The sequence below is a fragment of the Planctomyces sp. SH-PL14 genome, from assembly GCF_001610835.1.
Lineage (GTDB): Bacteria > Planctomycetota > Planctomycetia > Planctomycetales > Planctomycetaceae > Planctomyces_A.
This window is the reverse complement of the sequence record NZ_CP011270.1, coordinates 6,403,769-6,423,895: the sequence shown is the minus strand read 5'-3', so window position 1 is coordinate 6,423,895 and position 20,127 is coordinate 6,403,769. Positions and strand designations below refer to the sequence as shown.

12 protein-coding genes are annotated in these 20,127 nt (G+C 65.3%); 5 read left to right on the top strand and 7 right to left on the bottom strand.

Annotation, left to right across the window (positions count from 1 at the left end; translation table 11 throughout):
* Nucleotides 1-222: 222 nt before the first annotated feature.
* On the bottom strand, nt 223-1,587 hold the full coding sequence (locus VT03_RS24565) for a hypothetical protein (protein WP_075095448.1): 1,365 nt from the start codon (nt 1,585-1,587) through the stop codon (nt 223-225).
* A 94-nt stretch (nt 1,588-1,681) separates the two neighbouring features.
* The gene (locus tag VT03_RS24560) at nt 1,682-2,272 is read right to left on the bottom strand and encodes a hypothetical protein (RefSeq protein WP_156514735.1); all 591 of its coding nucleotides are present in this window, start codon (nt 2,270-2,272) and stop codon (nt 1,682-1,684) included.
* Between the two features lie 349 nt (nt 2,273-2,621).
* Between VT03_RS24560 and VT03_RS24555 the strand changes: the two genes are divergently transcribed.
* The 3 genes from VT03_RS24555 to cyaB all read left to right on the top strand — a co-directional run bounded on the left by VT03_RS24555 (nt 2,622) and on the right by cyaB (nt 7,397).
* Nucleotides 2,622-3,923 carry a DNA-directed RNA polymerase subunit alpha C-terminal domain-containing protein gene (locus VT03_RS24555; RefSeq protein WP_075095446.1) on the top strand — a complete coding sequence of 434 codons (1,302 nt, stop codon included), beginning with the start codon at nt 2,622-2,624 and terminating at the stop codon, nt 3,921-3,923.
* 164 nt (nt 3,924-4,087) lie between these two features.
* Nucleotides 4,088-6,667 (top strand): U32 family peptidase, encoded by a 2,580-nt coding sequence (locus VT03_RS24550; RefSeq protein WP_231870507.1) that lies wholly within the window; start codon nt 4,088-4,090, stop codon nt 6,665-6,667.
* 166 nt (nt 6,668-6,833) lie between these two features.
* On the top strand, nt 6,834-7,397 hold the full coding sequence (gene cyaB / locus VT03_RS24545) for a class IV adenylate cyclase (protein ID WP_075095445.1): 564 nt from the start codon (nt 6,834-6,836) through the stop codon (nt 7,395-7,397).
* A gap of 70 nt (nt 7,398-7,467) precedes the next feature.
* Here the strand turns inward: cyaB and VT03_RS24540 are convergent, their stop codons facing one another.
* Nucleotides 7,468-9,618 carry an efflux RND transporter permease subunit gene (locus VT03_RS24540; protein ID WP_075095444.1) on the bottom strand — a complete coding sequence of 717 codons (2,151 nt, stop codon included), beginning with the start codon at nt 9,616-9,618 and terminating at the stop codon, nt 7,468-7,470.
* Nucleotides 9,619-10,196: 578 nt separating this feature from the next.
* Nucleotides 10,197-11,864, bottom strand: coding sequence for a S41 family peptidase (locus VT03_RS24535; protein ID WP_082846502.1), 1,668 nt, complete (start codon nt 11,862-11,864; stop codon nt 10,197-10,199).
* A 965-nt stretch (nt 11,865-12,829) separates the two neighbouring features.
* Here VT03_RS24535 and VT03_RS24530 point away from each other — a divergent pair.
* Complete coding sequence (locus VT03_RS24530; protein WP_075095442.1) at nt 12,830-13,402, top strand: helix-turn-helix domain-containing protein; 573 nt, start codon at nt 12,830-12,832, stop codon at nt 13,400-13,402.
* A gap of 488 nt (nt 13,403-13,890) precedes the next feature.
* Here VT03_RS24530 and mutS read toward each other — a convergent pair whose 3' ends face one another.
* The gene (mutS, locus tag VT03_RS24525; protein WP_197489071.1) at nt 13,891-16,704 is read right to left on the bottom strand and encodes a DNA mismatch repair protein MutS; all 2,814 of its coding nucleotides are present in this window, start codon (nt 16,702-16,704) and stop codon (nt 13,891-13,893) included.
* 493 nt (nt 16,705-17,197) lie between these two features.
* On the opposite strand from mutS, the gene VT03_RS24520 reads away from it, so the two are divergent.
* A complete protein-coding gene (locus VT03_RS24520; protein WP_075095441.1) occupies nt 17,198-17,485 on the top strand; it encodes a putative quinol monooxygenase in 288 nt (95 codons plus the stop codon).
* 455 nt (nt 17,486-17,940) lie between these two features.
* On the opposite strand, the gene VT03_RS24515 is transcribed toward VT03_RS24520, so the two are convergent.
* A complete protein-coding gene (locus VT03_RS24515) occupies nt 17,941-18,837 on the bottom strand; it encodes a PIG-L deacetylase family protein (RefSeq protein WP_075095440.1) in 897 nt (298 codons plus the stop codon).
* A 135-nt stretch (nt 18,838-18,972) separates the two neighbouring features.
* Nucleotides 18,973-19,752 carry an NIPSNAP family protein gene (locus tag VT03_RS24510; RefSeq protein WP_075095439.1) on the bottom strand — a complete coding sequence of 260 codons (780 nt, stop codon included), beginning with the start codon at nt 19,750-19,752 and terminating at the stop codon, nt 18,973-18,975.
* Between the last annotated feature and the right edge of the window lie 375 nt (nt 19,753-20,127).

Genomic DNA, 20,127 nt, shown 5'->3' with positions numbered 1-20,127 from the left:
GGGATCTCGGATTGCGGTTGCATTCCGTCGGCCAGCCAAAGCGGTGCAGCATTCCCCTCGCCCCCGGGGGACCGCCGACTTCGTCGAGGGCTTCTCGCGAGCTGCCGGTCCGCCTGCGCGGAGGGAATATCCGGGGCAGGAACGGCATCACGGCGGCCGACAGGAAGTCCCCGCTCGATCTCCGCAGCGACTCGGCCCACTGGCCTCTTCACCCGCTCGCGGTCACTCGCGGCCGCGGTTCGCTTCGGAGGTTCGCGACCGCGGCGGAGGGGCGGGAAGGAAGGGGAGCAGCTTCAGGTCGACATCGAGCGGCTCGCCCGTCAGCTCCTTCCAGACGTCCCGCTGCTCGGCGGTGAGGACCTGGTCAAAGATCGCCTCGTCGACGATCCGGCGATACTCCCGAAACTGGCCGAACATCTCCGGGGTCGGGCGGCCCACGACTCGCGGCGGAGTCGGCAGCGCGCCGCTCTGCAGCAGAAACGCCAGCTTGTCGTGCTGCTCGTTCGTCACGGCCAGAAGCCGCTCGATTTCCGGATCAGACCGCAGCGAAGGCAGGAGGCCCGCCTGCTGCCGCGCAATCTGGGAGACACGCTTCTCGACCTCGGTGCCGAGGGTGTCCTGGATCGTCTTCCGGGCCGCATCGCGACGCTTCTCGGCCAGGCTGGCCAGTTCGTCATACTCCACCCGTTCCGGAACCCCTTCGAGCGCCGCGGCGTCCCCCTCCTTGAGAGCGGTGATCAGGCCGTCCAGCTTCCCCTGCTGACGCTCCGTGATCGACAGATCTTTCTGAACGGCCGGATCTCCGAGAACCCGGGCGAAGCCCCCGCCGGCCAGAAGCTGCGGCACGCGGACCTTGCCCCCGAATCCGGCCACCGAGATCAGCGGCGGGAGCTGCACGGTCGAGGGCGTTCCGCAGGCCTCCTGCCACTTGCCGCGCTGGGACTCCGTGAGAAACCGGAGCTCGACCGCCCGCAGCGCCTCTCCCGAACTCCCGCCGAGCTGCTCGGGGAGCCCCGCAATCGGCAGCTCGCCGAGCCCGGCCGTCTGCGACGGACTGAGGCTGAGGGCCCTGGCCAGTGCCGGATCGGCCTTGGCGGCAAACCGCAGCCCGAGCGCCTGGAAACGGAGTTCCCGCAGCCGCTTCGCCGGGGCGCGGCCGCAGTGCTTTTCCACGATCGCCAGATATTCGGCCGGATCGGTCGGGGGGCCTTCCGCCCCTTTCTCCGTCGGGGGCCCTTCGGCCCTTTTTTCGATCGGAAGCCCTTCGGCCCCTTTGGTGGAGTCGCTTACCTCGGCCGAGCCGCCTCCCCGGACCAGCTGTCGCAGGTCGGCCAGCATTTCCTGCGGCGGCGACTCGACTCCGATCTCTTTCCCAACCTCTTTGAGCTTCAGCAGCATCGCGAACTGCTCCGCCGTCGAGAGCGGAATCCAAGAGGCCGAAGGAGCCGCGGGAGCCGTACGGCCGGCGGGAAGCGGCCGGCCGCCCGGCGGAGGGCCGCCGCCAGGGAGCGGGCGTCCGGGACGGGGGGCCTGAGCGGGCCCCGCCAGCGCCACGAGAATCAGCATCCAGTGGAGGGATCCGAACATCGATCGTACCTCGCGGAAAAAGCCTGGATCGAACGGTGTTCAATCCAGGCTTCGCTCTGCCATTCATCAGGAAAATGCTCTGCCCGACGGCCGATCAGTACCCATAGAAGCCGTAGTAGTAGGCGTAGAGCGAGAAATAGGACCCCTCATAGCCATAAAGCGAGGAGATCAGGAAGTAGAAGCTGCTCACCTCATAGTAATAGGTGTACTCCGAATACAGCGCCGAGTAATACAGCAGATAGTAAGCGTCGTAGGAGTAATCGGAGTCGTAGAAGTAGGCGTATTCGGCATACGCATAGCCGTAGTAGCCGTAATAGTAGGCGTAGAAGGCGTTGTCCGTGTAGTCGCCGTAGTAGCTGATGTCGTCGTAAATACCGTACAGAGCAAAAACATAGGTATCGTACGCGATATCGTAAGCATACGAACCGAAGCTGTATGCCTCAGCCTTCTTCGGCGTCGCGCCAAAGAGCGTCAGCCCCACCACCAATGCCATTAAGCCCGACTTCAAAGCGCCCATGACAAACCCCCTCCTCATTGCCACAAAGAAGAAGACGCACCAAGCTGCTCGTGGCACCCGCGCCTGGAGCCTTAACCCGCTTAACGCCCGTGCGCAAATTCCCGCCTCTGGAGAGCTCAGAAGCTGAATTGCCAGTGAAGAGCCTACCGGTTCTAACGATGAAGTCAACGACGCTCCCGGGGAAACCCGGATTTTCGCACAAGTCACACAAACCAGGGATTGACGGAGGTCTGGGCCGTCTCCAACCCGGGGGCCAAAGCCGTTCTGGGCGATCTTTCGTGGCCTAACTAAAGCGAGAGACGGCGGGAGTGTCGCAAACGCGTCGGCGCGTGGCGGTCCCCGGTCAGTAGACGACGCGCGGGACCGTCGCCGCGGGACCGGGAGCGGGAGAGGGGCCCATCCGGCGGACGGGGCCGGTTGCAACTCCAGAGGGACCCGGTATCATCGGCGGTTTCGTCTCCGCCGAATTTGGTACGCGCGGAGCCGGGGTTTCCATCGACCGGATCGTAACTCAGGCATGGCTCAATTCGATTTTCTCTCGACCCTGCGCGATTCCTCCTCGTTCGGAAAAGACGACGTCCGGCGGATGCTGAGCGCCGCCTCGGGCGTCGGAGCGGGGGAATTCCGGCGGGCCGTCGAAACGGTCAACACGGAAGCGAGCGCCAACCCGACCCTCCGCGTGCGGGCCGGGATCGGCTTCTTCCTCCTCGGGAACCCGCAGCGGGCGATCGAGACCCTCTCCGGCTGCAAGGACGGACTCGGCCGGTACTACCTCGGACAGGCGTACTCCAGCCTCGGCAAGCATGAAGACGCCGCCCGCGAATTCGACGAAGCGGCCAAGCTCGGCGAAAACAAGATCGAGTGCATCCTCCGCCGCGCCGGCGAACTGCGGCGGCTCGGCCAGCTCGACAAGTCCGAAGAGCTGATCCGCAGCACGGGAGCGGAAGGGGCTCGTCTGGCCGAATATTCGTACCAGATGGGCTGCGTCATGTCCGACCGCGGCGACACCTACGGCGCTATCGAGTACTTCGAGCGGGCGGTCGACATGGACCCGCACCACCAGCGGGCTCTCTTCTCGCTGGCGGTCCAGGCCTCCCGGCAGGGGAACGACGACGACGCGATCCGCCTCTACGAGCGGTGCCTCTCCAAGCCGCCGTTCTTCTCCAACGCGCTCCTCAACCTGGGGCTGCTGTACGAGGACAAGGACAACTTCCCGGCCGCCAAGTACTGCTTTGAGCGGGTCCTCAAGTACGACCCGAACAACGAGCGGGCGACCCTGTACCTCAAGGACATCGAAGCGACGAGCGGCCAGTTCGTCGACGACGAGACCCTCAAGCAGCAGCAGAAGCTCGAGCAGCTCCTGGCCCGCCCGGTCACCGACTTCGAACTGTCGGTCCGCAGCCGCAACTGCCTCCAGGGGATGAATATCCAGAGCCTCGGCGACCTGACGATGATCTCCGAACAGGAGCTCCTCGCCGGGAAGAACTTCGGCGAGACGTCGCTGAAGGAAGTCCGCGAGCTGATGGGCCTGCACGGCCTCAAGATCGGAATGAACCTGCACGAGAAGCCGCGGGAAGCGAGCGTCGACTACCGCGACCTCTCCCCGGAAGAGCAGGCGATCCTCGGCCAGCCGGTTGCCGACCTCAACCTGTCGGTCCGCAGCCGCAAGTGTATGACCCGCCTCGGCATCACGACGATCGGCGAGCTGACCTCCCGGACGCCCGACGAGCTCCTCTCCGCCAAGAACTTCGGCGTGACGTCGCTCAACGAAATCCGGGCCAAGCTGACCGAGGTCAACCTCAAGCTGCGGAACGACTGATCGGTCCGGCGTTCCAGTGAACTCGATCGGCCATCGGCGCCCTGCGTGCCGATGGCCGATGTCGTTTTGCCAGATGGCTCTCTCCGGGGTTTACTGCCAGCCGTCGCGAATGCGGACTGGTCCGGCGAGCCGACGCGGTAGAATCCTCCATCGTCTTCTGCAGCGTGACGCTGCTCCCCCTCCCCACCGTCCTGATCGAACTGCAGCGGATGTCCCACAGGCCCTCAGCCCCTGCTCCCCTCGCGCCGGAACTGCTGGCTCCAGCCGGTTCGCGGGAGTCCATCCGGGCGGCGATCGAGAACGGGGCCGATGCGGTCTACTTTGGCCTCGACGTCGGCTTCAACGCCCGCGCCCGGGCGACGAACATGACCCCCGGCGACCTGCCGGAGATCCTGGCGGAGCTGCACCAGCGGGGGGTGAAGGGGTACGTCACACTCAACACGCTCGTCTTCACCGATGAGCTGCCGGAGTTCGAGAACGTCGTCCGGCATGTCGCCCGGTGCGGCGTCGACGCCGTGCTGCTGCAGGACCTGGGAGCGGTCCGGCTTGTCCGCGAGATCTGCCCGGACCTTGCCATCCACGCCTCGACGCAGATGACGCTGACGAGCGCCGAGTGCGTTCGCGAAGCGGCGGCCCTCGGCGTCAACCGGGTCGTGCTGGCCCGCGAGCTGTCGGTCGCCGAGATCCGCTCGATCGCCGGCGAGTGCGACGTGCCGCTGGAGGCGTTCGTCCACGGGGCCCTGTGTGTCGCCTACTCCGGTCAGTGCCTGACGAGCGAATCACTCGGAGGCCGCAGCGCCAACCGCGGCCAGTGCGCCCAGGCGTGCCGGCTCCCCTACGACCTGATCGTCGACGGGGCGGATGTCGACCTCGGCGACCAGAAGTACCTCCTCAGCCCGCAGGACCTCGCCGCCTATGCTCTGGCGGATGACCTGATCGAGGCCGGGGTGATCTCGTTCAAGATCGAAGGCCGGCTCAAGACCCCCGAATACGTGGCGAACATCACCCGCCACTACCGCCGGGCAATCGACGCCGCGATGGCGGGCCGGAAGGTCGACTTCACCGCTGAAGAGGTCCGGGAGATGGAGCTCTCCTTCTCCCGCGGATTCTCGCCCGGGTGGCTTCAGGGCAACGACCACAAGATGCTGGTCCCCGGCCTCAGCTCGACCAAGCGGGGAGTGCTGCTCGGCGAAGTCGTCAGCGTCTCGCACCGGACCGTCGATGTCCGGCTCGCGGCGCCGCTGCGGCGGGGGGACGGGATTGTCTTCGAAGGGGACCGGACGACGAACTCCGAGCAGGGGGGCCGCGTCTACGAGATCCTCCGTCGGCGGATCCGCATCGAGGACGTGGCCGATTCCGGCGTCGTCGAGCTGGAGTTCCAGCACGGGGCGATCGATTTTTCCCTCCTCCGTCCGGGTCTCAAGGTCTGGAAGACCGACGATCCGCAGCTGACGAACCGCCTGCGGAAGACCTTCACCGGGCCGCAGATCCACCGCCGCGTGCCGATCGCGGTCACGGTCCGGGCCGCGGTCGGAGAGTCCCTGGCCCTTTCGGCCACGACTGACTCGGGGCACGCCGTCACGGTCGCCTCCGAGCAAACGCTGGAGACTGCCCGGAAGCACCCTGCCACGCGGGAACAGCTGACGGAGCAGATGGACCGGCTCGGGGCGAGCGTTTACGAGCTGCGGTCGGTCGCCGTGGAGATCGACGGCGCGCCGATGGTCCCGCTGAGTCTTCTCTCCGAACTGCGGCGGCAGTTGATCGAACGGCTCGATGCCGCCGGCACCGCCCCTCCGCCGCGGCGGATCCGCGAAGACTCCGCGCTCACGGAGCTCCGCTCACGGCTCGCGGCTTCGAGTGCCGGCTCCGAGAGTGGAGCGGCTCCACCTGTCCTTCGCGTCCTGAGCCGCAGCCTCGCGCAGCTGCGGCACCTCCTGACGCACGAAGGCCTCGAGCACTACGTCGACTTCGCCGACATCCGCGAGTATCGCGAAGCAGTCGCCCTCGCCCGCGACGCCGGCCGCCCGCTGTTCCTCGCGACGCCGCGGATCCAGAAGCCGGACGAGATCGGCATCTTTCACCTGCTTGCCAAGTACGCCCCGGACGGTGTCCTGGTCCGGAACCTTTCCGGGATGCGGTACTTCCGCGAGAAGGAGATTCCGTTCGTCGCCGATTTCTCGCTGAACGTCACCAATGAACTGACAACGGACTACCTCCTCTCCTTCGGCAGCGGCCGGGTCACCGCCTCGTACGACCTCAACCGCGACCAGCTCCTCGACCTCGTCCGGGTCGTCCCGGCCTCCGCACTCGAAGTCGTGGTCCACCAGCACATGCCGATGTTCCACATGGAGCACTGCGTGTTCTGCGCCGTGATCTCCCCCGGGACGAACAAGACGAACTGCGGCCGCCCCTGCGACACCCACGAGGTCAAGCTGCGGGACCGGATCGGGATGCAGCACCCGCTGACGGCCGACGTCGGCTGCCGGAACACCCTGTTCAACGCCGTCCCGCAGAGCGCCGCGGAGGTCGTCCCCGCGCTCCTCGCGCAGGGGATCGCGAACTACCGTCTGGAGTTCCTGAGCGAGACTCCGGAGGAGATGGACGCCGTCCTCCGGCTCTACCGGCAGCTCCTCGCGGGCGAAGTCACCGGCCGCGACGTCTGGACAGGCCTGCGGGCGGCGAATCGCGTCGGCGTTACACGGGGCACGCTGGAAGAGCGCCGCAATCCACTCGCAATCCTGTGACAGCCGTCGTTCATCGCCCGGCATCCCCTGCCTTGATCTGTGTCTATCTGTGTTCATCAGTGGCATAAAAATTCATCAGCCACGGATCAACACAGATGAACACAGATCAGATCCGCAGAGAATTGCCATCAGTGGCTCTCAGCGAAACGAGATCAGGAAGACGCCCGTGATCGAAGTCGAACTCAAGTTCCGGGTGCCCGAAGGAAAGACGATCGCCTCGCTCGTCGCCGAGATCGGCGGACGGGCGGGCGAGACGGTCCGGCAGATCGACGTCTACTACCAGCACCCTGCCCGCGACTTCCGCGCGACCGACGAGGCATTCCGGATCCGGGCAGTCGGCGAGCGGAACTGTCTGACCTACAAGGGCCCCCTTCTCGACCGCGTCAGCAAGACGCGGAAGGAGATCGAGATCGACTTCGCCGAGGGGGACAGCGCCCGCCGCAGCATGGAAGAGATGCTCACCGCGCTCGGGTTCGTCGCGCGGCCGGCGGTCGTCAAGGACCGGACCGAGTATGAGGGCCGCGTCGATTCACTCGACCTGCATCTCTGCCACGACCGGGTCGAGGGGCTCGGGGAGTTCGTCGAGCTGGAGACGCTTGCCGACGAACCCCGCTGGACCGTGGCCCGCGATGCCCTGCTTGCCCTCGCCGCGCGGCTGGGACTGGGGGAATCGGAACGGCGGTCTTACCTGGTGATGCTGCTGGAGCGGAGCGGCTTCGACGAGGGTTGATAGTCGATCGACCCATCGCGGCTCGGCCGGAGCCTCCCCCTCCCGGAGCGCAGCGTTCTTCCGGGAAGAATCAGGCGGCGCGACGGACGGCGTGAGCGTGTCCCTGCGACTCGAGCCTGGCCTTCGTCTTTTTTTTGGCCCGGGTGAAGAGGCACAGGAGGACCGGCAGCAGCACGAGTTCGCCGAGGAGCGACGCCAGCATCTGGGCCGACATCATCCAGCCGAAGCGGCACGTCGGGCGGAAGCTGCTGAGGCACAGGGCCAGCATGCTGACCGCGCTGATGAACGTGCTCTCGACGAGCGGGCGTCCGGAGTGCTCGAGGGCCGCCTGGCACGCTTCGATCGGCGTTCCCCCTTCGTCGAGCTTCTCACGGAAGGCGACGAGGAAGTGGAACGTGCAGTCGACCGAGATCCCGATCGCGATGCTTCCGGTCATCATCATCCCGATGTCGACCGGCACCCCGGCGTATCCGATCAGGCCGAAGACGAGCCAGATCGGCAGGATGTTGGGGATCATCGCCAGGGCCGCCATCTTGAACGAGCGGAGGGCGACGACCATCACGATCGAGATCATCCCGACCGCACCGGTGAAGCTCTGCCAGAACCCGGTGAAGATCTCGTTCTGGGCATTCACGAGGAGCGGCGAGACGCCGGTATACTCGATCGGCAGGCCGGCGGTGAGCTTCTCCAGGTCGCTGCACGCCACGGCCGGCGAGACCCCGGGCTGGATGCGGACCGAGATCCGCCACAGCCGCTGCTGCTGGGCGAGGTAGCCCTGGCTCGCCTGCTGCGACTGAGCCTTTCCGAGCATGGTCCCGAGCTCGGTCGGGCTGTCGGGAAGCTGTTTCGGGAAAAAGTCGGCGACGGAGAAGGTGTGCCGGACCCCCGGCATCGCCCGGATCATCCCTTCCCACTCCTGGACCTTCTTGAGCCGCTCGACGAACGAGGAGCCGGTCAGGCCGAAGTCGATCACCGCTTCGATCGAGTTCACGCTCGTCAGTTCGCTGTCGACCCGCTTGAGGTCGCTCGTGACGATGCTGTTCCGCGGGAGGAAGTCGACCGGGTCGATCTTCGGCTCCAGCATCGAGATCCCGATCCCGACGAGCACGAGGCCCGCCATCGAGTACTGGAAGATCCGCCAGCGGTGCCGGCCGATCCAGCCACCCCAGGCGTGGAAGTCGAAGTGCATCCGCCCTTCCTGGACCGTGCAGGCGGGCCAGATCGTGCAGAGGGCGGGGGTGATCCCCAGACCGACGACGACCGCGACCGTCGCTCCGAAGGCGGTGGCGAAACCGAACTGGTTCACCGGGCCGATCGAGCTGATGTTGAGCGAGAGGAGGCCGAGGAGCGTCGTGAGGGTCGACCAGAGGCAGGGGGCGAGCGAGTCCTTCATCGCCTTGCGGAGCGGGTCTTCCGCGCCCGACGCCTTGGCGGCCGAGTAGTAGTCGAGGAAGTGGACGGCGATCGAGAGGGTGAAGGTCATCACCATGACGCTCAGGGCGCCCATGATGAAGTTCATCTCCCCGCCGAAGTATTTGACGGTCGCCTGCGTGAGGTAGATGCTCCAGAGGGTGACCCCCAGGAGCGAGAGGCTCATCCGCCAGTGGCCGATCGAGTACTGGAGCAGCCCCAGGCAGATCACGACCGTCAGGCCGAAGAACTTGATCGATGCCTGCGGGCTTCCGAGCCGGTCGAGCTCGGTCACGACGACGGCGGCTCCGGTCAGGAAGGCTTCGGGGTTCTGGAGGCGGCAGTAGTCGAGGACTTCCCGGACCCGCTGGACGACGCCGGAGCGGTCCGCGGTCCCGGCATGGTTCAGGACGACCATGATTCCGTCGAGCGTCGCCTTCTCGCCGACGAGGAGGCCGGTGACGCGGCGGCGGGCTTCGTCGGCGTCGACGCCGAATTCGCCCATGCGGTCGATCATCCGGGTCGGGGTCCAGACGGCACCGACGCCGTGGGTCGTCTCGATCCGTTTCGCGACCGCCTCGACGAGCCGGGGCTCCATCTGGGGGGAGACGCCGACGACGATGACTTCTTCGAGGCCGAAGTTCCGCTTGAAGTCCTCGTACCGTGCCCGGACGGGAGTGTTGCGGGGGAGCCAGGTCTCGATATCGTTGTTGGACTTCCCCTTGGAGGCCTGATACCAGAGGAAGGGGGTGCTGATGAGCACCAGGAGGAGGAGCGGGCGACTGATGCGCTGATAGAGAGCTGTGATCATCCGGATCCTCTGGGCTCCGCGCACCGCGCAGACACGATCGACGTGTCTTCCGTCTATCGTCGCCGGTTGGCGGGGGGTGCGAGAGCAAGTGGGTTGGATCGGAGCGGATGGGTGGGGGGGGTTCCGGTCCTGCGGGCTGGAGAATGCAGTCCGCGCGATGCCACCGGCGAACATTGCCGGGGTCCAGGGGGCACCCCTGGTGGGGAGTGCAGAGGGGCAACGCCCCTTTGCCCGCCGGAGGCCTGACCGTCGAGAGATGTCTGAAGGAGATCGTGTCCAAGCGCGGACGACGTGCCGTATGCCCCCTTATCACCCCCCCGGGGAGTGCAAAGCGAGCGGTGCGTTCTCGACGCCCGTTCAACAAAGCGGACGCCCGTTGCTTACCACGGTTCCTCATGGAAGTGCCTCCGGCGGCAAGGGGGTGAGACCCCCTTGACCCCAGCGGCCGTAGCACGTTGGGTTTGAGCTATGGAAGCCGCGCCGGCGAGGACGCGGTTTGCGTCAGCGGACAAGCCCTCTAAAACGTCAACGACCACCCCGAAGGGTGGTCGCTGGAGTTCTCTCGTTGAGCGGATCCGTTACCGCTTCGTGAACGTGTTCGGACCGCGAAGAATCTCAAGGGCCTTCACGACGTCCGGATCGTTCTCGGCATCAACCTCGCCCAGCCGCCGCTCGAACTGCTCCCCTTCCGGAACTTCGACGTCCGGCTTCACACCGATCTTGCCGAGCGTGTCCCCCTTGGGCGAGTAGAACTTGGCGGTCGTCAGACGGACCCCACAGCTCAGGCGGATGTCGTAGATGCTCTGGACAGACCACTTTCCGTAAGTGTTCCGGCCGACGATCTGGCCCCGCTTGTGATCCCGGATCGCCCCCGCCACGATCTCGCTGGCACTGGCACTGTTGCCGTCGACCAGCAGAACGAGCGGCATGTTGTACGTGCCGGGCCGATGGGCCGTATAAGTGAAGTTCTGGTCGGCATTCCGGCCGCGGGTCGAGACCAGCACCCCTTCTTCAATGAAACGGTCCAGAATTTCGACGGAAGCGGGGAGCAGGCCGCCGGGATTCCCCCGCAGGTCCCACACCAGCGACTTCATCCCTTCCTGCTCCAGCTGAGCCAGAGCGGCATCCAGCTCCGCCACCGAGCCCTGCTGGAAGCCGGTCATCTGGATGTAGCCGACACCGTTCGACCGATCGATGATCTTGACCACCGGCAGGCTGCGGACCTTCACCGGACGGCGGGTGCAGGCGACGTTCAGGTTCTCGCTGCTGCGGATGACCTCCAGCTGAACACGCGAACCCTCCTGGCCGCTCAGCAGGTTGGCCGATTCGTCGGTCGACATGAACCGGCAATCGGTTCCATCGATCCGGGCGATCAGATCCCCGGCCCGAAGACCGGACTCGGCCGCCGGGCTCTCCGGCAGGACCTGGACCAGACGCATCCCCTTGCCGACTTCCGCCTCGAGAACGATTCCGATCCCGACGAACGAACCGCGGATGTTGCTGTAAAGGTCGCCGCGACGGCCGGGGCTGAGGACGTTGCTGTAGTCGTCGAGGCAGTTGCAGGCCCCGAAGACGTATTCCATGACGACCGCACCCGGATCGAGACCGAGCTGGTCCTGCGCCAGAGCACAGACTTCGCTGATCGTCTGCCGGGCTCCCTCCTTATAGTAGACCGGCTTGTTCCAGTAGCGGGTGCGGAGGACGTCGCGGAACGCCTTGAGGCGGTCGTCCGCCACGCCGAACAGGTTGTTTTCGAGGAACCGCTCGTTCGAGAGGGCCAGCCACAGGCTTTCCGTCCCGTGAGCCACGATCGAGGTCGTGTTGATCGGATCGACGAAGTGGTTCTGGATATTGTCCAGGACGTCGTCAAACAGCGTCAGGGCGGTCTCGCGGTCGAGCGTCCGGAGCTGCTTCGTGAACGAAGGATCGGTGTAGCGCCGCTCGACGGCGAACTGGAACTGCGACCGGCGGAGGCCGTAGCTCAGGGCCTCGTCCTGCGGCCAGGTCTTGAGGGCCTGCTTGTAGAGGTCGATCGCGTCGCGCCACTTCCGCTCCCGTTCGAGGCGGGCGGCGTCCGTCGCGGCGGTCTTGGCGTCCGTCAGCCGCAGCGGCTCGGCGGTGGCCTGGCTCATCCCTGCGACGGCGGCCCCGAAGAAGACCGTGGCCCGCAGCAGAGACCGGCGGAGCGCTGCGCCACCGAAGACGGAGCGTTCCCAAATCGACCGACGCAATGACGAACACGACATCAGCGTTTCCCCCACACGCTGCCGGCGGGAACCGCGTGAATTGCGGCTGGTCCCGGAGGCGGCGGACTCTGGTCACCGCCGTGAATCGAAACGCGCCTCTCAGGGGCAACGTCAGAACACATTCACGACGGGCTTCTGGGAACCTAGGTCACTCTGCCAAGAGGACAAACGCCGTGCAAGCGCCGAGGTGAACCAAAATGGAATCATCGGTTGTGAATCGTCGCATTCGCTTTCTCGCGGACGACTGCCATGGACCTTACCGCTGGTTCCGCGTGGGGAAAAAGCGAAGACTTTGCGCTCCCCTCTCGCGCCGCGGGACGAAACGTCATCCGCACATGTGAAGATGGTCCGGTTGTGCCGACGCGTTACGTCCGGTCAACATCGGATTATGCGGGCTGAGCGGAAAACGCGGGGGCCTGCGGCGGGAGAAGCGGTACAGTTCATTCAACCGGCAGAGCCCGACAGGAGGTCAGGCTCGGTTCGGCAGGATTCACCCGTGAGACCCGAGATTCCGGAAATTCAGGTTGAAATCCATTGCGTCGCTTTTCCGATAAGAACCTCAGTGGATTCATCTCGACATCCATCGGAGTGATGAGACCGAACGCCTGGGCGATCAGGCGAGTGGTGTCGAGGGGAATCGGGGGGCAGTTGTTGGTATGTGACCGGCCACAGGAGCAGGGATGTCCTTGCGCCTTCAGTACCGGCCCGCTCCCCAGGAGCAGACTCGCGTCTGCCACGCGCACGTAATGTGACTGCGAAGAACTCTGGCCAGGCGATGACCAGGGGGGGACTTCGTTTCACGCCGGCAACGGACACGGTTGCCGCTGACGGGCGCACGTTTTGTCGGCCCGACGACATGGTGACTCGCCCCAGGACCCACGGGCAAGGACGCCGGCCATGTCGGGGGGGACGATCGAGGGATGACCTCGAACCCGGACAAAAATGAAGATTTGGAGAGCCCCGCTATGAGGACAATTTTCACGACCGGACAGGTTGCCAAGATCTGTAAGGTCGCACCCCGCACCGTCAGCAAATGGTTCGATTCGGGCCGGCTGCGTGGGTATCGGATTCCTGGCTCCCAGGACCGCCGCATTCCCCGCGAGCATCTGATCCGGTTCCTCAAGGAACACGGAATGCCCCTGGGTGAGCTCGAAGATGAGGCGATGGGCAAGCTGCTCCTCGTCGGCATCGACGGAGCCGTCCGCGGCAACCTCACCGCCATCCTTACGGCGGAAGAGTTCAAGACCGAATTCGCGGCCAGCGGATTCGAAGCCGGCATCCAGGCGGAATCGCTGCATCCCGATTGCGTCGTCATCGACTTCGCAATGGGCCGCAACGAAGCCCTGATGATTGCCGCCAACCTCCGCAAGAATGCGGACTACGCAGACACCGTTCTGATCGCCCTCCTCTCGGACGATGACAACGCGGCCGGATTCGACCGGTCGATGTTCAACGAAACGTTCCGCAAGCCGTTCGACTCAGCCCTGCTGGCCGAACGCGTCCGGACCCTCGTCAACCGCAAGAAGCAGTTGGCGTAAGTCGGACACGCGGACGCTGCCGCCAATACGGATTGCCGGCACTCGTTCGGCCCCGTCATGGAAGATGGGCACGTTCGATGTCAGGAGCGAAGTGCGTGCGAAAGGCGATTCAGGCACACAGCGGGCTCTCCACCCGCAACGCCTCGAAACTCTCGAAACCGTGGGTCCATCAAACCCGAGGGCGAGAGGTGGAGCGGAAGAACCGAGATGTGCCGGGAAACCCTGACGAACTCACGGAGCGAATGACCAGGACACGGACGAGGTGACGCGACCGGAATCGCGGATGAGCGGCTTGAATCAAGCGGCCGAAGACGTCTCGGGGGAGACGAACTTCGGCCGCTTTTGTTTTTTGAGGGAGGGAGACAGGCTGAAGACCGAAGGCTGAAGGTAGAGAGGACAATTCCGCCTCTGGTGGAGAGAGAGCCCCGTTTGAACCCGCCTGTTTCCCTCTACCTTCCGCCTTCCGCCTTAAGCCTTCCGCCTCCCCTCTACTTCGACACTTGGTTCCTGAGTCTCTGCAGCTCCTCCAGCGCCTGATCCGGCGTCCAGCCGGTGATGTCGAGGCGGCGGATCTCGTCCACGACCGGGTGCTCTTCCGGGTTGAACAGGACGAGCTGCTTATGCTTCGACGTCCGCTTCCGCTGCGGGATTGTGGTCTTCCCCGTGACGTCCTGATGGTCGTTCTCGAGTTGGTGCAGGATCGTGTCCGCGCGGGCGATGACATGCCGCGGAACGCCGGCGAGGCGGGCGACGTGGATCCCGTAGCTGCGGTCCGCCGCCCCGGGGACGATCTTGTGCAGGAAGACGAGCTCTCCCCCCTGCTCATGCACCGCGACGTTCCAGTTGATCGCGTTCGGGAGCGAATCCGGGAGCGCCGTGAGCTCGTGGTAGTGCGTCGCGAAGAGGGTCCGGCAGCGGAGCTCGTCGTGGATGTACTCCGTGATCGCCCACGCCAGCGAGATCCCGTCGTAGGTGCTCGTCCCGCGGCCGATCTCGTCGAGGATCACAAGACTGCGGTCCGAGGCGGCGTTCAGAATCCGGGCCGCCTCGGTCATCTCGACCATGAACGTGCTCTGACCGCGGCCAAGTTCGTCGCTCGCCCCGACGCGGGCAAAGATCCGGTCCGCGATCCCGATCGTCGCCGCGCTCGCCGGGATGAACGAGCCCATCTGGGCCAGGATCGTCAGCAGCGCCGCCTGCCGGATGTAGGTGCTCTTCCCCGCCATGTTGGGGCCGGTGATGAGCTGGATGAAGGGGGAGGGAGGAGGAGAGGCTGAAGGCGGAAGGCTGAAGGCTGAAGGCTCTGAGGGAGCAGCGATGTTGAGAGTTCGCCGCGGCGAAGGGGCTCCCGTTCCTGGGGCAACCGGTCCGCGGGGGACGCCGAGGAGGATGTCGTTCGGAACGAAGGCGCCGCTCTTCAGGATCTTGTCGAGGACCGGGTGGCGGCCCTCACGGATATCGAGGACCGGCTCGCTCACGACGCGGGGCCGGACGTACCGCTGCTGGACCGCCAGGGTCGCCAGCGAAATCAGGACGTCAATCTGGGCCAGCGTCTCGGCGGTCTGTTGCAGCCGCCGGCACTCGGCGTTCACCCGGTCCCGCAGTCGCGAGAAGATCTCGTTCTCAAGGGCGATCCCCCGCTCTTCCGCCCGCAGGACCTTGTCCTCGTACTCCTTGAGAGCGGGCGTGATGAACCGCTCCTGGTTCTTGAGCGTCTGCTTGCGGATGTAGTCGACCGGGACCTTCTCGAAGTGGGCGGCGGTGACTTCGAGGTAATAGCCGAAGACCTTGTTGAAGCCCACCTTGAGGCTGTGAATCCCGGTCCGCTGGATCTCTTGGGCCTGGTACTCGGCGATCCACTTCTTGCCGCCGCGGGCCAGGTCGCGGAACTCGTCGAGCGGGGCGGAATACCCGTCGCGGATCATCCCCCCTTCGCTCGTGATCAGCGGAGCTTCGTCGACGATCGCCGCCTCGATCTCGCCGCGGATCTCGCCGCACAGGTCGAGCCGGACTTCGAGCGTCCGGAGCAGGTCTGACGAGCGGCCGATGAGTTTCGCCTTCAGCCGCGGCAGGAGCCCGAGTGTCCGGCCGAGCGCCGCCAGATCGCGGGGCGAGGCCCGGAGTGTCGCCACGCGGGCACAGAGCCGCTGGAGGTCGTACGCCTGCTGAAGCTGCTCCCGGAGATCGCGGCAGAGGGCCGAGTCCCGCGTCAGCTCTTCGACCGCATCGAGCCGCCGGTGGATCGCGGCCGGATCGGTCAGCGGATTGGAAAGCCAGTCCGCCAGAAGGCGGGCCCCCATCGCCGTCGAGGTCTCATCGATCGCCTCCAGCAGGCTCCCTTCCCGCTCGTTGCTGCGGATCGTCCGGGTCAGTTCGAGGCTGCGGCGGGTCGCCTCGTCGATGAGAAGGTTCGCCCCGCGGCGGTACGGTTCCAGCCGCACGACGTGACCGGCGGAGGCCTTCTGGGTCTCCTGCACATAGTCGAGCAGCGCCCCGGCGGCCGTGACTCCCGGCGACTCGGTTTCGACGTCGAACCCTTCGAGAGTGGCCGTCTGAAAGTGCTTCAGCAGCCGCTCCAGGCACTGCGTCGCGGAGAAGCACCACGCCGGCCGGTGGGTGAGGACCATCCCGCTCAGCTCGGACAGCCGGAGGATCGTCGGATCCTGGCGCAGGTTCTCGGCGACAAGGCACTCCGACGGCCGCAGCCGCGCGAGTTCGTCGAGGAGGGCAGCCGCCGGAAGACCGAGGGGCGACGGCTCGGCCGCAGATGATCCCCGTCCCGCATTCTTCCCGTCGCCCTTCCGCCGAACCGCTTCCACCTTCCCCACATCCATGCACTGGAACAGTCCGGTCGAGAGCTCCATCCACGCCAGGCCGATCGATTCCTTCATCGGGATGACGGCCGCGAGGTAGTTGCTCTCCTTCGGATCGAGAAGCGCGTCATCGGTCAGCGTGCCGGGGGTGACGATCCGGGTCACTTCCCGGCGGACCATCCCCTTGGCGGTCTTGGGGTCCTCGACCTGTTCGCAGATCGCCGCCTTGTGCCCCGCGGCGATGAGCTTGTGGAGGTAGCCTTCGAGAGCGTGGTACGGAAAGCCGGCCATCGGGACCGGGTTCGCCGAGCCCTTGTCACGGCTCGTCAGCGTCAGCCCCAGGACGCGCGCGGCGATCTCCGCGTCCTCGTGGAACAGCTCATAAAAGTCCCCCATCCGAAACAGGAGGATCGTTCCCGGAGTCTCGGCTTTGACTTCGAGATACCGCTGCATCATCGGCGTCAGCTTCGCCGGATCGACGGTGGACATGGGGCGCAGACTAGGGACTGGGGACGAGGGTCTGGGGAGAGGCGGCGAGGGTGACCATTCGGAGATCGAGTTGCAAGGGAGTTGGCGGCGAGGTCCCTGGCTATGTGTGTCCCAGATCTCCGGGGAGAAATCCAACCGGCCGGTGGAGGGGAAGATGTCGGGAGGGCGAGGCTCCTGCCGAGCCGCGGCGGTGGAACACGTCTCCAATCGCCCCTCGTCCCCGCCGACGAGAGACAGGCTGTTCCCCAGGAATTAGGGGCGGGACGTCGAGGCGACAAAGGGAACGCGTTTGTGAACCTTCGCGGCTCGGCAGGAGCCTCGCCCTCCCAGTCCCAACGATCAGGCCTTCACCACCCGAAAGATGCTACCGACTTTCCAGGCACACACTCCCTGGTTCCCCTGAGTGTGGCTGCATTGGCGTTGATTTGAATGTTGCGAAGGGGCCGATCAGACTCTCGCCTGCCAACCGAGACACCACTCGAAGGGAGCCCCGATGCTCACGCTCAACGTCCTGCTCACCGTCAAGAACGAAGCCGACATCCCCAAGGTCAGCGACCTGCTGAAGCTGCAGTGCCAGCTCTCGAAGAAGGAACCGGGCTGCGTGCGGTTCAACGTCTACCACTCGAAGAACCAGCCGAACCTGTTCATCCTCAACGAGCACTGGGAGTCGCAGGAAGCCCTCGACGAACACCGCAAGGCCCACGCCTACCAGACGGTCTACGCCCCGCAGGTCATTCCGCTCGTTGACCGCACGCCGCATCCGTGTGATCTGGTGGAGTAGGAGCAGGTCTAGGGATGACTGAGCGAACGGGATACATGCGCGGGAGGTCCAGTTTTGTCCCGCCACCTCGAACCGCGTCCTCGCCGGTTTCGCTCGGATTGCTCAAGCCCAACGTGCCACGGCAGCCTGGGGTCAAGGGGCCAAGAAACAACACAGGCCCCCTTGCCGCCGGAGGCCTCTTCTACGCGGAACCGTGGGGCACAACAGGTTTCCGCTTTAGGTCACCGGCGTTGAGGGCTCCCCCAGATCACACCGCTGGCTTTGCAATCCCCGCGGGTTGGTGAGGGGGCATACGGCACGGTGTCCGCGCTTGGACACGATCTCCTTCAGACATCTCTCGACGGCCAGGCCTCCGGCGGGCAAAGGGGCGTCGCCCCTCTGCACTCCCCACCAGGGCCCGCCCTGGACCCGGTTTGACGGAGTTCCCAACTCGTTTCCCTAGCCTCCTTCCCCCCTCAAAACGGAAACAGCGTCCGCAACTCTTCCTTCGTCGGCTGACGGCCGTACTCGCAGATCTCAAAAGTCTCGGCGAACCGGATCCCCTTCCCCTTCTCTTCGCCATACCACTCCACAAGAACGTCGCGGAACTTGTTCGCCTCATCCCCGTGCCGGCGCTCCCACCGCTGCTTGAGCCACGCCCTCCGAGCCGGCAAATCCGCCGCCGGCGGGACATTGCGGACGTACTCCTCGCTCCCCGACGCCCCCCCTTCGTAGACCTGCGACTCCAGCTCGTGAACGGCATCGAGCTTCTTCTCGAACACATCATCGAGCGCGACCGCCACGTCCGCCTGGAACGGGTACGGCTTCTTGAACCCATCGCTCGAATAGAGAAACACCGGGTTCTTCTTAAGCGGCGGAACCTCAGGACAGATAAACGGCACCGTCACCATAAAGGCGGCGTCCTGCACAAGGACCCCGACGTAGCGGTGGTCCGGGTGGTAGTCCCACGGCCGATGGGCGATGACGATGTCCGCCTTCCACTCGCGGATCAGACGGGTGATCGTCTTGCGATTCTCCAGCGTCGGCTCCAGCTCGCCGTCGTGGATGTCGAGAACCTGCGAGGTGGTCCCCATCACCTTCGCCGCCGCTTCGCACTCGCCAGCCCGGCGGATCGCCAACGGCCCCCCCGCCATCCGCCAGTGCCCGATGTCCCCATTCGTCACGGAGACCAGCTTCACCTGATGCCCCTGCCGGGCCCACTTGATCGCCGTCCCGCCGGTCTTGAACTCCGCGTCATCAGGATGGGCCCCGAAGACGATGATCCGCAGCGGCTCGTCGGCGGCGGTCGAGACGACAGGAGCCGACGCGAACATCAGAAACGCGAGACCGGAGAGCCATCGAAACCAGGTCATGCGGAAATCCTCCGAGCGGGGGCAACGTGGACGAACGCCACCAGCCCGAAGCGCCAGCGAGGGAACGTGCGTCCGGTCCTCGCTCGCGCTTCGGGCTGGCGTGATGACTTCTCAGCGGTTCAGGCGACTCGCGACCTACTGGATCGGCGAGTAGTCGGTCGCGTTCATGAACAGCGACTTCACTCCCATCGGCACGGTCAGCGAGCCGCCGGCCTTCTCTTCCGAAGCCTTGCGCGCCGCCGTCCACTCGGGGTCCTTGCCGAAGGCGGCGAAAGACTCCTTCGCCGCGTCGCGGGACTTGTGGGAGATGATGTAGATCAGCGTGTCTTTGGCGCCGGGCTGATCGGCCATCGGAGACCAGTAGGCGATGTTCGTCGCCCCGTGCTTCTCAAACAGCTTGCAGGTGTGGTCCCGGAACCGGGCGTGGAGCGCGTCGAGGTTCCCTTCCGAAGCGGTGTAGGTCCGCAGCTCGAAGACCCGCGGCGAGTCCTTCTTGAGCTCCACCGGGACGGAGTAATCGGTCAGGTTCAGGAACAGCGACTCCGCCTTGGCGACCAGCTTCCCGTCCCGCTCGCTCTCGGCCTTCGCCTTCTGCCATTCCGGATCGGCCTGGAACGCCTTCCACGACGCCTCGCGGGCCTCGCGGCTCGGATAGACCAGGAAGTAAATCAGCTTGCGGTCCGGGTTCTCGATCGGCACCCAGTAACCGACGTTCTGAATCCCGTGTTTCTCGAACAGCTTGAGGGTGTGATCGCGGAACCGGGCATGGAGCGCATCCAGCTTCCCCTCGGGGGCGTAGTAGGTCCGCATCTCATAGACGCTGGTCGAGGGCTCGGCCGCCGAGGCCGCGGAACCCGCCACGATCGATCCGGCGAACACGGCCACCAGGGCCGCCACAGACAGCAGTCGCAACATCAGTCATCTCCCAGGGGACTTGGCTCGGGGTGACATTAGGATCGACTGATGGGACTGTCCATCGAGGGGAGAGCGTGTGTCTCGAAAGTCGGTGGCGTCTCTCGACCGGGGAAGCCTGATCGCCGGCGACCGGCAGGGCGAAGCTCATCTTGAGCTGCAGCGATCGCCACCGCCCCCGATGTGTCGCTCCCCCCTCTCGTCTTCTCTCTGTGTCCTCCGTTCCTCTGTGTTTTCCTTCCGGAGGAATTTTGAAACACAGAGGAACGGAGATCACAGAGGACACGGAGGACACAATAAGGAGTACGCCAATGAACAGGGAAAACCCGCGGAAGGGCGAAGTGAATCCCCCGCCCCCTTCTGGTAACCTTCACCCTT